The sequence below is a fragment of the Streptomyces sp. BR1 genome (assembly GCF_052373795.1).
GTDB lineage: Bacteria > Actinomycetota > Actinomycetes > Streptomycetales > Streptomycetaceae > Streptomyces.
In genome coordinates this window covers 5,356,511-5,370,789 of record NZ_CM126252.1, presented here as the reverse complement: position 1 = coordinate 5,370,789, position 14,279 = coordinate 5,356,511, and the positions used below count along the sequence as shown (strand labels likewise).

Sequence of the window (14,279 nt, the reverse complement as noted above, 5' to 3'; positions counted from 1 at the left end):
GCCGCGTGGCCGACGCGGTTCGGTGGGCACCGCCATGCCATGACCGGCACCGTGCCCGGCTGAAATTTGCAACGCCTTGACCCGCGCCCGTACAACCGTCACGGCCGCCACAGACTCTTCACCGCACACCACTGGCGGAGCTCCGACCTGCGGTTTTGAATGGTTCGCACCATGTCTTTCGTACGCGCCCTGATCCGTGCCGTCCGCGCGGTCAGGCACACCCCGCACCTCGCGGCCGCCCTCCCGGCCGACGAGGAACTGCTCCTCGACGCGCCCGACGGGCGGCTCGGCCCCGCGCTGGTGGCCGCCGCCCGGGGCGAGTACGGGGCGGTGGCCGAACTCCTGGCCACCACCCGGGAGTCCGCCGAGTGGGAGAACCGCGACCGGTACACGATGCGGCTCGCGGCGTTCGCCGCCAGTCGTCCGGACTGGCTCGCGGACTGGCTGGCCGCCGCGCCACGGGACCCGGACGCCCTGCTGGTCAAGGCGGAGCTCGCGATCGTACGGGCCTGGGGCTCGCCCGCCCGCGCGGAGCTGCTGCGGGACACCGCGCCGCTGATCGACGCGGCGGCCTCGGCCGAGCCCGCCGATCCGGTGCCGTGGCGCATCGCGTTGGACCACGCGCGCGGCACCCATGCGCCGCACACCGTCTTCGAGTCGCTGTGGGCGGAGGCGGTCGGGCGCTCCTCGCACCATTACGGCTGCCATGTCGCCGCGCTGCAGTACCTCTCCGCGCAGTGGTACGGCTCGCACCGCGAGTGCTTCGGCTTCGCCGAGGAGGCGGCCGCGGACGCGCTGCCCGGCTCACTGGTGCAGGCGCTGCCGGTGCGGGCCGCGTTCGCGTGCCTGGCCGCCGGGGCGACGCCGCTGCCGGGCCGGCAGAGCCCGCAGGAGCTGTTCAGCGACCGCATCGACGCGGCGGCCGACCTCGGTGTCGCGCTCTCCGCCGCGTACGAGGTGGGCGACCCGTGGCCCGCCGAGGTGCGCAATCTGCTGGCGTACGTCCTGGTCGTGCGCGGGCGGTACGAGGAAGCGCTGGAGCAGTTCCGGCGCATCGGGCCGTATGTGACCGCCTTCCCGTGGGCCCGGCTCGACGACGACCCGCTGGGCCGGTTCGTGGAACTGCGCGACGGGGCGCGCAGGCAGGTCGCGGCTGCCATGCCGCTGGGGCGCGAACAGGGCCCGGCGGCAGGTCCGGCCGGCCCCGTGGACCCGCTGCGGAACGCACCGGCGAAGGCCGCCGGCCGGGCCGCCGGGCCGCCCGGTGCGAGCGCCCTCGGGAAGCCCGGACGCAGCCGGTCCGGCGACCATTACGCTTGAGCGTTGTGACCACCGCACGCCTCCCCCTCTTTCCGCTCAACTCGGTACTGTTCCCCGGCCTCGTCCTGCCGCTGAACGTGTTCGAGGAGCGGTATCGCGCCATGATGCGCGATCTGCTGAAGTCCGGCCCGGACTCCGGCACCGGCTCCGACTCCGACGACGAGCCGCGCCGGTTCGCCGTGGTCGCGATCCGCGACGGCCGGGAGGTCGCGCCGACCGGGCCCGGCCTGCCGGACCAGACGGCGCTGCCCGAGAAGGGCCCGGCGGCCGGGTTCGGCTCCGACCCGATCCAGGCGTTCCACCAGGTGGGCTGTGTGGCCGACGCGGCGACGATCCGGGAGCGCTCGGACGGCAGCTTCGAGGTCCTGGCGACCGGTACCACCCGTGTGAAGCTCCTCTCGGTGGACGCGAGCGGCCCGTATCTGACGGCCGAGCTGGAGGAGCTGCCGGAGGAGCCGGGCGAGGAGGCGGGGGCGCTCGCGGAGGGCGTGCTGCGGGCGTTCCGGGCGTACCAGAAGCGGCTGGCGGGGGCGCGTGAGCGCTCGATGACCGGCTCGGCCGAGCTGCCCGACGAGCCGTCGGTGGTCTCGTACCTGGTGGCGGCGGCCGCCGTCCTGGACGTCCCGGCCAAGCAGCGCCTGCTCCAGGCACCGGACACGGCGACGCGGCTGCGCGAGGAGCTTCAGTTGCTGCGCGCCGAGACCGCGGTGATCCGCCACCTCCCGTCGCTCCCGGCGGTGGACCTGACCCGCTCTCCCACAAGTCCCAACTGATGTAAGGAACCGGTGCGTTGGCGAAGAAGAAGGCGGCCGGGGGTACACCGGCGACGGTGGCGCTGACGGCGGCGGGCACGTCGTTCACCATGCACGCGTACGAGCACGACCCCGCTTCCCCGTCGTACGGGGAGGAGGCGGCCCAGGCCCTCGGGGTCTCCCCCGACCGCGTCTTCAAGACGCTGGTGGCCGACGTCGACGGCGAGCTGACGGTCGCGGTCGTCCCGGTCGCGGGCTCGCTCGACCTCAAGGCGCTGGCTGCGGCGGTGGGGGGTAAGCGGGCGGCGATGGCGGATCCGGCGGCGGCGGAGCGGACGACGGGCTACGTCCGTGGCGGTATCTCCCCGCTCGGCCAGCGGAAGCGCCTGCGTACGGTCGTGGACGCGTCGGCGTCCGCGCACGCCACGATCTGCGTCTCGGCGGGACGCCGGGGCCTGGAGGTCGAACTGGCTCCGGCCGACCTGGTCGCGCTGACGGGTGCGGTAGTGGCGCCGGTGGGTCGTGCCTGACCGGTATTGACCCTGGACACATCGCCATGGGGCGAGCACGTTGCCCCCATGTCAAAACGCACCCGCAAGCGCAAGTGGCGCATCCGCAAGGGCAAAGCGAACCACGGCCGCCGCCCGGCCTGACTCCCCCACCCCACCCCTTCCCGAAAGCCTCCGGCGGTGGTCATCAGTCCGCGCGCCGGTGGGGGCTGGTCGCGCAGTTCCCCGCGCCCCTTGATGGGCCCTTCGGGCCCTCCTTTAGGGGCGCGGGGAACTGCGCGAGCAACCCAGCACGATCCGCAGACAAACGGGGGTGCAGGGGCGAAGCCCCGCTTACCCACCCAGCCGGGGTCCGGGGCGCAGCCCCGGGAAACCCCACCCACCCTTACCCCCACCCACCTCCGGAGGGTTTAGGGAAGGGGCGGGGAGGGGCTACATCCCCGGTGGTGCCCAGACGTCCGGCAGCGGCTCCGGGTCGCGCGGGGCGAACAGGGCCGTCAACCCCAGGTGGACCGCCATCGCGGCGAGCGGCCACGCCAGCAGCGCCCCCTTGGCGTTCAGCTTCAGAGGGGCGGAGAACGTCACACCCTTCCCCGCCGCCCGCGCCGCAGCGACCACGTCCTGGTTCGGCCCCAGCCACATCCCCACCCGCCACGCCAGCAGCGACCCGAGCAACGCGCCCAGCGCAAGACCGCACACCACCGGAATCCCGCCCCGCTTGCGCAGCAGGAAGACCACGGCCGCGCACACCACACCGAACCCCAGCGCGAGCAGGATGAACGTTCCGTCCGCCCCGATCGCCTCCTCGCCCTCCGTGTCCTTCAGGAACACGGCCTTGTCGTCGGCGACGAGCGGCACCCGGGGCGCCAGCCACACCCACAGCAGTCCGAGCAGGACGCCCGACACCGCCACCGCGACCGCCGCGACCACGGCGTCCCGCAGCTCCGCCTTCAGCTCGGTCCGCATCCCGCTTCCCTCCTCGCCGACGGGCCGGGCGTCGGCGGGGCCCATGGCCCCGGGCCCGGAGCCGGGCGTACGGTCCTGCCAGTCGTCGTTCGGGGGCGGCTGGTGAGGCGGTGTCAGAGGTGCGGTCACCCCGCCATCGTGCCAGGCGCTCCTGTGCGCCGCCTCACCGGGAGACCGCCGCCCGGCGGTACGCCCAGGTGGCCAGCGCGAGCGAGACGACACCCACCGCCGCGCAGACCCCCAGGTCGAGCCCCACCACGGCCCAGTCGGGATGCCCGCCGAAGGTCCGCGCGAACGCCTCCACCCCGTACGTCGAGGGCAGCAGATCACGTGCGTACGCGATCGGTCCCGGCAGCCGGTCCGCCGGCAGTACGCCGAGCAGTAGCGCCGCCGACATTCCCAACTGTCCGAGCAGGGTGGCGAGTTCCTGGCGGGGGGCGAGCAGCCCGAGTGCCGCGCCCAGGCCCGCGAGGGCCGCGCCCGACAGCGGGATCACCGCCGCGAGCACCCACAGATGCGCCAGCGGCAGCCCGAACAGCACACACCCGGTGACGGCCGTCACCAGCGTGCCGGGCACGGTGAACGAGGCGTACGCCGCCGCCGCGCCGAGCACCACGGAGGCGGGCGGCACCGGCAGCGTCGCGTAGTGGTCGAGCCCGCCGCCCGCCCGCAGCTGCCCGAAGTACTGGGCGAGCAGGTTGAGCGCGACGAAGGCGACCACGAGGACGCTGGATCCAGCGACCACGGCCCGCGCCTCGCTGCCGCCGTCCACGACGCCCCGCATCAGGACCATGATCCCGATGGACTGGAAGGTCGCCACGAACAGCAGCGGGATACGGGCCACCTTGGCCCGGGAGAGCTGGGCCCGGTAGACGGCCGCGAGGGCGGGGAAGAGCCGGGCCCGGGGCGCGAGCGGCGCCGCGGTCACCACGCGCGCACCGGGGGCCGCCGCCTCCACGGAAACCTCCAGGGGAATCGCGCTCACGCCTTCACCAGACCTTCCATACGGCCGCCGAGGGCGAGGTAGACGTCTTCGAGGCTCGGCGTGGCCAGCGTGAAGTCGTCGAGGGCGGCGAAGGCCGGGCCGCCGGTGACCGCCGCGACGGCGGCGCGCGCGGCGTCCGGGCCGAGCCGCAGCACCCAGCGGCGCCCCGACTCCTGCGCCGACGCCCGCAGCGCGGCGACCTCGGGGAGCTCCAGGGGCGCCCGCTCGCGCCAGACCAGTTCGACCCGTACCTCGTCCGCGACCCGTTCCTTCAGGCCCGCCGGGGTGTCGCAGGCAATGACCTTGCCGCGGTCCAGGACCGCGACCCGGTCGAGCACGGTCTCCGCCTCGATGACGTTGTGGGTGACGAGCAGGACGGTCGCGCCGCGCTCGGCCCGGCGCCGGTCGACGGCGGCCCAGACGGCCCGCCGGGCCACCGGGTCCATGCCGGTCGTCGGCTCGTCGAGGACGAGGACGGGCCGGTCGCCGACGAGTACGGCGGCGAAGCAGGCGAGCCGCCGCTGTCCGCCGGAGAGCTTCTTGAGCGGCCGCCCGGCGAGCTCGGTCAGCCCGAGCTCCTCCAGTACGGCGTCGCGCTCGGCCCGTGCGTCCCGGGCGGTCAGCCCGCGCAGCCGCCCGGTGGTCTCGGCCGCGAGCGCCACGGTCAGCTCGTCCAGGGCCGTCGACTCCTGCCCGAGGTAGCCGATGAGCCGCGCGGCCCGCTCCGGGTGGCGCACCAGGTCGTGGCCGAGCACGTCGACGCTGCCGGAATCCGGCCGCATCAGCCCGGTCAGCTGGCGCACCAGGGTCGACTTGCCCGCGCCGTTGGGCCCGAGCAGGCCGAAGATCTCGCCGCGCCGCACGTCGAGGTCGACCCCGTCGGTGGCCCGGATCTCGGGCGTACCGGCCCTGCCACGTCTGCCGCGCGCGGCAGGGTACGTCTTGACGAGGCCCCGCACCGCGCAAACGGTGCCGCCCCCCGCCACTGCTGTGCCGATACTCACGGACAACGAGCCTACGGGGTCATCCAGCCAGCCCCACCCCCGGACCCCTGATTACTTCCGTACGCCGAACGACTACCGAGGCTCCACACACCCGCTCACTCCCCGGCGGGAACCCGCTCAGCCGCAGCCCGCACATCGATCTCCCGCCAGAACCCGGCCCGGATCGCATACCGATCGTGCTCGTCGATCTGGTCGTCCTTGTGCGCGAGCAGCCCGAACCGCGCCGCGTACCGGAGCAGTTCACCGTCGATACGGTGCGGAATCCGCGGGTACATCGTCGACAGCTTCTGCACATGCGCGGACTCCGGCAGCCGCTCCATCCAGCGCCGCGCGAAGACCTGCCCCACCTCGTACGGATCGCCGCCGACCGTGGTGATGTCCTCCTCGCGGTCCGCCCACCGCTGCTCCGCGCTGGTCAGCTGGGCCAGCGTCGGCAGCGAGGCGGTCTCCGGGGACTCGCCGAGCGTCGAGCCGGGCCGCTCGACCCAGCCCTTGTCGGAGGACCAGCGCAGGGTCGCGTGCGGGGCGTGCGGCGACGCGGGCGGCGTCCCGGGCCCGCGCAGGCCCGCCAGGTCCTTCGGGGTGGGCACGCCCTTGACGCCGGGCCCGGGCGCGGGGGCCGAGGCGCCGTTGCCGTTGGCCGTCGCGGGCGGCGCCGTCCCGTTGCGTACGGCCGCGGCCTGGGCCTCGGCGGCGCGCTCGGCGGAGGCGGCGAGCGCCGACTCGGGCAGCGGGGCCGAGAGGATCGCCGCGATCTCGGGGCGGGGGGCGGCGGCCGGGGCGTAGATGGTGGTGAGGTCCTTGACCCGGACCGCCTGGGTGATCCACGCCCGGTCGAGCACCCGCCGCTCGTCGGCCTCGGCCACCAGGTCCTCGGACTGGTTGTAGTCGCCGTCGGCGGCCTGTACGGCCCACAGGTGCACGGCGACCCCGTGCTCCTTGGCCGACATCAGACCGGGCAGCAGATCGCCGTCACCGGTCACGAGCACCACATCCGAGCAGGCGCGATTTCTGGCCAACTCGGTGAGCTCGGCATGCATCGCCGCATCGACGCCTTTCTGCGCCCACCGCCCGTCGCTGCGGGTCAGTGCGCCGAGCCGGACCGTCACCCGTGACATCACCCGCAGCCTGCGGTGTTCCGGCTGCGGTACACGGTCGGGGGCCCCGTCGAACCAGTAGATCCGCAGCAGCGGCTGCTCGGTGTCGGCCTCCGCCCGCTCGCGCAGCGCCTGGATCAGGGCGGCGTGGTCGACGGTGATCCGTGAACGGGCCGGTTCTCCGGCCAGAAGGCTCGCGGCGGCGCCCAACAAGTAACCGGCATCCACCAGGACGACGCAGCGGTCCACGCGTTCCACCCTCTTTCATAACCTTGAAAATCAAAAGATCAGCGGCAAAGAGATCAGAGAGATAAGAGTGCAGGAGATCGAGAGATCAGGGAACGAACTTCGGGTTTCCTTCGAGTCTGCCCGACCTGGTGAGCCTTAACGGCCGGAACTCGATCATCGGCGTGGCGAACCCGTGCACTGCGCGTCCCGCACGGGTAACTACGCACGGTAATGATCCGAAATGCGCGCTTTGTCAAGGTGTGTGAGTCTGACAGCGGCCCTGGCCCCTAGTCCCCCCAGGAGGCATCACCATGGCCAAGAACAAGCAGAACCGCAAGGAGAAGCAGGCGTCCCAGGCGGAGCGCGGGCAGGAGCAGGCCCAGCAGTCCGCGATGGAGGCGCAGAGCTCTATGCAGAGCCAGGCACAGGGCAGCCCTGCGGATGTTGCGCGTAAGCACCAGCGCCGCTTCGGTCACAACTGATAACTGCACACGCACCAGGCACACAAATACGGAAGGGGCGCGCCCCAATTGGACGCGCCCCTTCCGTATGCCCTTATGTCCGTACGCGGCTGTATGCCCCGTACAACTGCGGGAAATAAAAGGCCGGCTCAGCCCGCCAGGCAGGACGGGCCGAGCAGCACCTTGAGATCGCCGAAGAGCGCCGGGTCGGGCTGGACCCGGTGGCGGTCGAGCCGCAGCACCGTGGTCTTGCGCGGTCCCTGGAGCTTGATCCGCACCTCGGTGTTGCCCTTGTGGTGGCCGAGAATCTCGCCCAGTCGGCTGACCATCGGCGGCGTCACCTTCACCGTCGGGATGGTCAGCACCACCGGCGCGTTGGTGCCAGCCGAGGACAGGTCGGGGACCATCAGCTCCATCGCGACCAGGCGCGGGATGTCCTCGCGCTTGTCGAGGCGGCCCTTGACGAACACCACCGCGTCCTCGACCAGTTGGGTCGAGACCAGCTGGTAGGTCGCCGGGAAGAACATGCACTCGATGGAGCCCGCCAGGTCCTCGACGGTGGCGATCGCCCAGGCGTTGCCCTGCTTGGTCATCTTGCGCTGGAGGCCCGAGATGATGCCGCCGATGGTGACGATCGAGCCGTCCGAGTAGTCCCCGCCGGTGAGCTGGCCGATGCCCGCGTCGGCCTTGTCGCTGAGCACATGCTCCAGACCGAAGAGCGGGTGGTCGGAGACGTACAGACCGAGCATCTCCCGCTCCTGGGCGAGCAGATACGCCTTCTCCCACTCCACGTCGCCGAACTCGACGTCGAGCCCGAAGCCCGGTTCGTCGGCGCTCTCGTCGCCCATCCCGCCGAAGAGGTCGAACTGGCCCTCGGCCTCCTTGCGCTTGACCTGCACCACGTTGTCGATCATCGGCTCGAACTGCGCGGTCAGACCCTTGCGGGTGTGGCCCATGGTGTCGAAGGCGCCCGCCTTGATGAGCGATTCCGTGGTGCGCTTGTTGCAGACGACCGCCTCGACCTTGTCGAGGTAGTCGGGGAACGAGGCGTACTTCCCCTTGGCCTTGCGGGACTTGATGATCGAGTCCACCACGTTCTGGCCGACGTTGCGCACGGCCGTGAGGCCGAACAGGATCACGTCGTCGCCCTGCGCCGAGAAGTTGGACTCGGACTCGTTGACGTTGGGCGGCAGCACCTTGATGCCCATGCGGCGGCACTCGTTGAGGTAGACCGCCGACTTGTCCTTGTCGTCCTTGACGGAGGTCAGCAGCCCCGCCATGTACTCGGCGGGGTAGTTCGCCTTGAGGTAGGCGGTCCAGTACGAGACCAGGCCGTACGCGGCGGAGTGCGCCTTGTTGAAGGCGTAGCCGGCGAACGGGACCAGCACGTCCCACAGGGCCTGGATGGCCTCGTCGGAGTATCCGTTCTTGCGGGCACCGCTCTGGAAGATGGTGAAGTTCTTCGCCAGCTCGTCGGGCTTCTTCTTGCCCATCACGCGGCGGAGGATGTCGGCCTCGCCGAGTGAGTACCCGGCGATGATCTGGGCGGCCTTCTGCACCTGCTCCTGGTAGACGATCAGGCCGTAGGTGACCGCGAGGACCTCTTCGAGCGGCTTCTCCAGCTCGGGGTGGATCGGGGTGATCTCCTGCTGCTTGTTCTTGCGCAGCGCGTAGTTCGTGTGCGAGTTCATGCCCATCGGGCCCGGGCGGTAGAGCGCGGACACGGCGGAGATGTCTTCGAAGTTGTCGGGCTTCATCAGCCGCAGCAGGGACCGCATGGGCCCGCCGTCGAACTGGAAGACACCGAGGGTGTCACCGCGCTGGAGCAGTTCGAAGGTCTTCGGGTCGTCGAGCGGCAGGGCCAGCAGGTCGAGATCGATGCCCTTGTTGGACTTCACCATCTTGACGGCGTCGTCCATGATCGTCAGGTTGCGCAGGCCGAGGAAGTCCATCTTCAGCAGGCCCAGCGACTCGCACTGCGGGTAGTCCCACTGCGTGATGGTCACGCCGTCCGTGTGCCGCACCCAGATGGGGGCGTGGTCGACGATCGGCTCGCTGGACATGATCACACCGGCCGCGTGCACACCCATCTGCCGGACCAGGCCCTCGACGCCCTTGGCGGTGTCGATGACCTTCTTCACGTCCGGCTCGTTCTCGTACATCCCCCGGATCTCGCCCGCCTCGCTGTAGCGGGGGTGCTTGGGGTCGGTGATGCCGTTGAGGTCGATGCCCTTGCCGAGGACGTCGGCGGGCATCGCCTTGGTGAGCCGGTCGCCCATCGCGTACGGGTAACCGAGGACGCGCGCGGAGTCCTTGATGGCGTTCTTCGCCTTGATCTTTCCGTATGTGCCGATCATGGCGACCTTGTCGGCGCCGTACTTCTCGGTCACGTACCGGATCACTTCGACGCGCCGACGCTCGTCGAAGTCGATGTCGACATCGGGCATCGAGACGCGCTCGGGGTTGAGGAACCGCTCGAAGATCAGGCCGTGCGGGATCGGGTCGAGGTCGGTGATGCCCATCGCGTACGCCACGATCGAGCCGGCCGCGGAGCCTCGGCCGGGGCCGACCGCGATGCCCTGCTTCTTCGCCCACATGATGAAGTCGGCGACCACGAGGAAGTAGCCGGGGAAGCCCATCGAGATGATGGTGTCCATCTCGTACTCGGCCTGCTTCATGCGGTCGTCCGGGATGCCTCCCGGGAAGCGGCGGTGCATGCCGCGCATGGTCTCCTCGCGGAACCAGGTGACCTCGGTGTAGCCGTCCGGGATGTCGAACTTCGGCATCAGGTTCTTGGCCTCGAACATGCCGCTGACGTCGACCTGCTCGGCGACGAGCGCCGTGTTGGCACAGCCCTGCTGCCAGGCGTCCGAGGAGTCGATGGCGTACATCTCGTCCGTGGACTTGAGGTAGTAGCCGGTGCCGTCGAAGCGGAAGCGGTCGGGGTCCGAGAGGTTCTTGCCGGTCTGGATGCACAGCAGCGCGTCGTGGGCGGTCGCCTCGTGCGCGTACGTGTAGTGCGAGTCGTTGGTGACCAGCGGCGGGATGCCGAGCTCCTTGCCGATCTTCAGGAGGTCGTCGCGGACCCGGCGCTCGATGTCGATGCCGTGGTCCATGAGCTCCAGGAAGTACCGGTCCTTGCCGAAGATGTCCTGGTACTCGCCGGCGGCCTTGCGGGCCTCCTCGTACTGCCCGAGCCGCAGCCGGGTCTGGAGCTCGCCCGAGGGGCAGCCGGTGGAGGCGATCAGGCCCTCCGACCACTGGGCGATGGTCTCCTTGTCCATCCGGGGCCACTTCTGCAGCCAGCCCTCGGCGTACGCGTCGGAGGAGAGCTTGAAGAGGTTGTGCAGTCCGGTGCTGTTCGCCGCCCAGATCGTTTTATGCGTATAACCACCGGAACCGGACACGTCGTCCCGCTTCTGGTGCGGCTGGCCCCACTGGATCTTGCGCTTGTTGCGCCGGGACTCGGGGGCGACGTACGCCTCGATGCCGATGATCGGCGTCACACCGGCCTTCTTGGCCGTATGGAAGAAGTCGTACGCCCCGTGCAGGTTGCCGTGGTCGGACATGGCGATGTGCGTCATGCCCATCTCATTGCACGCGTCGAACATGTCCTTGAGCCGCGCGGCACCGTCCAGCAGCGAGTACTGGGTGTGGACGTGAAGGTGCGTGAACGGCGGCTTTGACACGGCTGCGGCCTCCGGCGGCTCGGGGGGTCTCATGGCGAGGGGACAGCCTGGAAGTCTACGTGGCCCCACTGACACTCGGAGGGCTCTGTGGATGTCCGCGGCGGGTAGCGGGACCCGGGGCACTACGAGGTACGGTCGCGCGTTGAAGGGGCAGCACGGCAGTCCTTTTGTTACCCAGCACGACCTTGTCACCCCGCTTTACACGCACCAGGAGGCACCCGGAGATGTCGGTCCCGCAGCACACCGCCGAGCAGCGCGGCGAGCAGATCCTCTCCGTCTTCGACACCGCCTTCGGCGAGCTCCTGGCCGCCGACCCGGCCGCGTTCCGGGTCAAGTTCCGCAAGATGGCGGCCTCCGCGTTCGCCTTCTACCGGGGCACGGCCTGCCTGTTCTACGCGGACCTGGACGCCGAGAAGCGCGGCGGAGCGTACCTGGACGAGCGCACCGGGCGGGTGTGGATCCACGGCGATCTGCACGCGGAGAACTTCGGTACGTACATGGACGCCAACGGCCGGCTGATCTTCAACGTCAACGACTTCGACGAGGCGTACGTCGGCCCCTTCACCTGGGACCTCAAGCGCTTCGCCGCCTCGCTCGCCCTGATCGGCCACGCCAAGGCGCTCAGCGACAAGCAGATCACCGAGCTGGTGCGGATCTACGCGGCCGCCTACCGCGAGCGCATCCACGCGCTGGCCGCCGGCGCCAAGGACGACGAGGTGCCGTCGTTCACGCTGGACACGGCCGAGGGGCCGCTGCTCGGCGCCCTGCGGGCGGCACGCGCGCGTACGCGCTTCTCGCTCCTGGACTCGATGACGGAGATCCGCGAGTACGAACGTCGGTTCACCGAGGGCGACGGCTCCATCGAGCTGGACGCGGCGACCCGCTACAAGGTCCTGGCCGCCTTCGACGGCTACCTGGAGACGCTGCCGGACTCCAGCCTGCTTCGCCCCGACTCCTACCGGGTCAAGGACGTCGTCGGCCGGCGCGGGATCGGGATCGGCTCGGCCGGGCTGCCCTCGTACAACATCCTGCTCGAAGGGCACAGCGACGCCCTGGAGAACGACGTCGTGATCTACATGAAGCAGGCGCAGACCCCGGCGGTCTCGCGGCACATCACCGACCCGGCGGTGCGCGGCTACTTCGAGCACGAGGGCCACCGCACGGTGATCTCGCAGCGCGCCCTGCAGGCCGCCGCCGACCCGTGGCTGGGCTGGACCGAGCTGGACGGCGCCGGGCAGCTGGTCGCCGAGGTCTCGCCGTACGCGGTGGACCTGGACTGGTCGGACATCGACGACCCGGAGCAGATCGCGGCGGTCGTCGCCGACCTCGGCCGGGCGACGGCCACCATGCACGCGGCGGCGGACGACGAGAGCGGCCACTCGGACCTGGTGCAGTTCTCCACCGAGCGGGCCATAGACGCGGCGATCGCGGCCGACGAGGAGAGCTTCGGCGAGCTGCTCGTCGACTTCGCGCACACCTACGGGGCGCGGGCCCGCGCGGACCACCAGATCTTCGTCGACCTGTTCCGTAACGGTCGGATCCCGGGTCTGTAGTCTCACCGACTTCTTAGGCGCCGCTGACGGCGGCCCGTGGGAGACTCGTCGCCGACGACAGCTTTTCCGGGGACCCTCCCCGGCCCCCGGATCACCCCGAGGCCAACGCAGTGGACATATCGGATACGCGGCTCAGAGCGGCACGCGCGGCGCTTTTCACAGCGCTCGTCGTGACGCTCTCCAGCGCGTCCCACGTCCTGCTCTCCCGGGTCCAGCTGCCGACGCCGCTGGTGGCCGGGGCCGCCGCGACCGTGTTCCTCGTCGCGTACGCGCTGGCGGGCCGCGAGCGCGGCTTCTGGTCGATCGCCGGACTGCTCGTCCCCCTCGAACTGGCCGCCGACACCGTCTTCTCGACCGGCCAGCACGTCTGTTACGGGCCCTCCGGCGGCCCGGTCGCGGGCGCGCTCAAGGCGGTCGGCGTGAACGTGCTGTGCGGCGGGGGCATGGGCACCGAACTGCCCGGTGTCGCCGAGTCCCGGGCGCGCGCGGCCGCGCTGCTCGCCGGGCCGGGACCTGCCGTGCCGTGGCTGCTGCTCGCGGCGCATCTGGTGATCGGGCTGCTGGCCGCGCTGTGGCTGCGGCGCGGCGAGGCGGCGCTGGCGCGCCTGGTGCGCACGGTCGCGCTGCTCGCGTTCCGGCCGCTGCTGCTCGCGGTCGCCGTGGTGGGCGGCGCGTTCCGTACCGTACGGCTGCGCGTGCGCCCCGTGCGCCGGAGCCCGTCGGCGTCCCGCGCGCGGCTGCTCGTGCACTCCGTGGGCCGGCGGGGACCGCCTTGCTCCGCGCTGCTCGCGGCCGTCTGAGCACAGCCGCCGTACGAACGCAGCAGTCCCCCCACAGCACTTTCTCACCTGCCACACCTGCCACACGGAGAAAACGATCATGAGTTCACGCAACAGCCAGGCCAACAAGGCTGCCGCCCGCGATCGGCTGCGACTGGAGCGCGAGCGCCAGGCGAAGAAGGACAAGGCACGCCGCCAGGTGGTCGTCGCCGCCTCGATCGTCGGCGTCCTCGCGATAGCCGGCGGCGTCGGCTACGCGGTGATGCAGGCCAACAAGCCCGACGCGTGGGACGCGGCCAAGGACAAGGCGCTGGTGAAGCCCGCCAACACCACGGGCACCGACGGCACCACCGTCGTCATCGGCAAGCCGACGGCCAAGAAGACCCTGGAGATGTACGAGGACCCGCGCTGCCCGATCTGCTCGGTCTTCGAGGAGCAGGTCGGCTCCACGGTGAAGAAGGACGTCGACGCCGGCAAGTACAAGATCCAGTTCATCGGCGCCACCTTCATCGACAACGGCAGCCCGGGCACCGGCTCCAAGAACGCGCTCAGCGCGCTGGGCGCCGCGCTCAATGTGAGCCCCGAGGCGTTCATGGAGTACAAGGCGCAGCTCTACTCGGCGAAGTGGCACCCGCAGGAGACCAGCGACAAGTTCGCCAAGGACGACTACCTGCTCCAGGTCGCCGACACCGTGCCGGCGCTCAAGGGCAACGCCAAGTTCCAGAAGGACGTCCAGGACGGCACGTTCGACAAGTGGGCGCTCACCATGTCGAAGAAGTTCGACGACAGCGGTGTGACCGGAACGCCTACGCTCAAGATGGACGGCAAGAAGATCACCGCCGAGGGCAGCGACAACGCGCCGCAGGACCCGGCCTCGTTCAACAAGGCCATCGACAAGGCCCTGAAGGGCTGACCCGGTTCGGGTAACGGTATGTG

General features: G+C 70.7%; 12 protein-coding genes. 7 read left to right on the top strand and 5 right to left on the bottom strand.

Annotated elements, in window-relative coordinates; translation table 11 throughout:
* Window positions 1-159 precede the first annotated feature (159 nt).
* The 3 genes from ACT1U9_RS23390 to ybaK are packed head-to-tail and all read left to right on the top strand — an operon-like array spanning window position 160 to window position 2,602.
* Window positions 160-1,320: a hypothetical protein gene (locus ACT1U9_RS23390; RefSeq protein ID WP_444534625.1), complete on the top strand. Its 1,161-nt coding sequence runs from the start codon at window positions 160-162 to the stop codon at window positions 1,318-1,320.
* A 5-nt stretch (window positions 1,321-1,325) separates the two neighbouring features.
* Window positions 1,326-2,093: an LON peptidase substrate-binding domain-containing protein gene (locus ACT1U9_RS23385; protein ID WP_188274147.1), complete on the top strand. Its 768-nt coding sequence runs from the start codon at window positions 1,326-1,328 to the stop codon at window positions 2,091-2,093.
* Between the two features lie 17 nt (window positions 2,094-2,110).
* A complete protein-coding gene (gene ybaK, locus ACT1U9_RS23380) occupies window positions 2,111-2,602 on the top strand; it encodes a Cys-tRNA(Pro) deacylase (protein ID WP_444534624.1) in 492 nt (163 codons plus the stop codon).
* A gap of 411 nt (window positions 2,603-3,013) precedes the next feature.
* Here ybaK and ACT1U9_RS23375 read toward each other — a convergent pair whose 3' ends face one another.
* The 4 genes from ACT1U9_RS23375 to ACT1U9_RS23360 form a co-directional block, all read right to left on the bottom strand.
* Window positions 3,014-3,676 (bottom strand): DUF2567 domain-containing protein, encoded by a 663-nt coding sequence (locus ACT1U9_RS23375; RefSeq protein WP_444534623.1) that lies wholly within the window; start codon window positions 3,674-3,676, stop codon window positions 3,014-3,016.
* 34 nt (window positions 3,677-3,710) lie between these two features.
* Window positions 3,711-4,523, bottom strand: coding sequence for an ABC transporter permease (locus ACT1U9_RS23370; RefSeq protein ID WP_398998946.1), 813 nt, complete (start codon window positions 4,521-4,523; stop codon window positions 3,711-3,713).
* 5 nt (window positions 4,524-4,528) lie between these two features.
* Window positions 4,529-5,536, bottom strand: coding sequence for an ABC transporter ATP-binding protein (locus tag ACT1U9_RS23365; protein ID WP_444534622.1), 1,008 nt, complete (start codon window positions 5,534-5,536; stop codon window positions 4,529-4,531).
* A gap of 95 nt (window positions 5,537-5,631) precedes the next feature.
* The gene (locus tag ACT1U9_RS23360; RefSeq protein ID WP_444534621.1) at window positions 5,632-6,891 is read right to left on the bottom strand and encodes an NYN domain-containing protein; all 1,260 of its coding nucleotides are present in this window, start codon (window positions 6,889-6,891) and stop codon (window positions 5,632-5,634) included.
* Window positions 6,892-7,172: 281 nt separating this feature from the next.
* Here ACT1U9_RS23360 and ACT1U9_RS23355 point away from each other — a divergent pair, with 281 nt between their 5' ends.
* Window positions 7,173-7,343: a hypothetical protein gene (locus ACT1U9_RS23355; protein WP_444534620.1), complete on the top strand. Its 171-nt coding sequence runs from the start codon at window positions 7,173-7,175 to the stop codon at window positions 7,341-7,343.
* Between the two features lie 128 nt (window positions 7,344-7,471).
* Here the strand turns inward: ACT1U9_RS23355 and dnaE are convergent, their stop codons facing one another.
* Window positions 7,472-11,011, bottom strand: coding sequence for a DNA polymerase III subunit alpha (gene dnaE, locus ACT1U9_RS23350; RefSeq protein ID WP_444534619.1), 3,540 nt, complete (start codon window positions 11,009-11,011; stop codon window positions 7,472-7,474).
* Window positions 11,012-11,235: 224 nt separating this feature from the next.
* Here dnaE and ACT1U9_RS23345 point away from each other — a divergent pair, with 224 nt between their 5' ends.
* The 3 genes from ACT1U9_RS23345 to ACT1U9_RS23335 all read left to right on the top strand — a co-directional run bounded on the left by ACT1U9_RS23345 (window position 11,236) and on the right by ACT1U9_RS23335 (window position 14,256).
* Window positions 11,236-12,564: a DUF2252 domain-containing protein gene (locus ACT1U9_RS23345; RefSeq protein ID WP_444534618.1), complete on the top strand. Its 1,329-nt coding sequence runs from the start codon at window positions 11,236-11,238 to the stop codon at window positions 12,562-12,564.
* Between the two features lie 110 nt (window positions 12,565-12,674).
* Window positions 12,675-13,364: a hypothetical protein gene (locus tag ACT1U9_RS23340; protein ID WP_444534617.1), complete on the top strand. Its 690-nt coding sequence runs from the start codon at window positions 12,675-12,677 to the stop codon at window positions 13,362-13,364.
* 79 nt (window positions 13,365-13,443) lie between these two features.
* A complete protein-coding gene (locus tag ACT1U9_RS23335; RefSeq protein ID WP_444534616.1) occupies window positions 13,444-14,256 on the top strand; it encodes a thioredoxin domain-containing protein in 813 nt (270 codons plus the stop codon).
* Window positions 14,257-14,279: the final 23 nt, after the last annotated feature.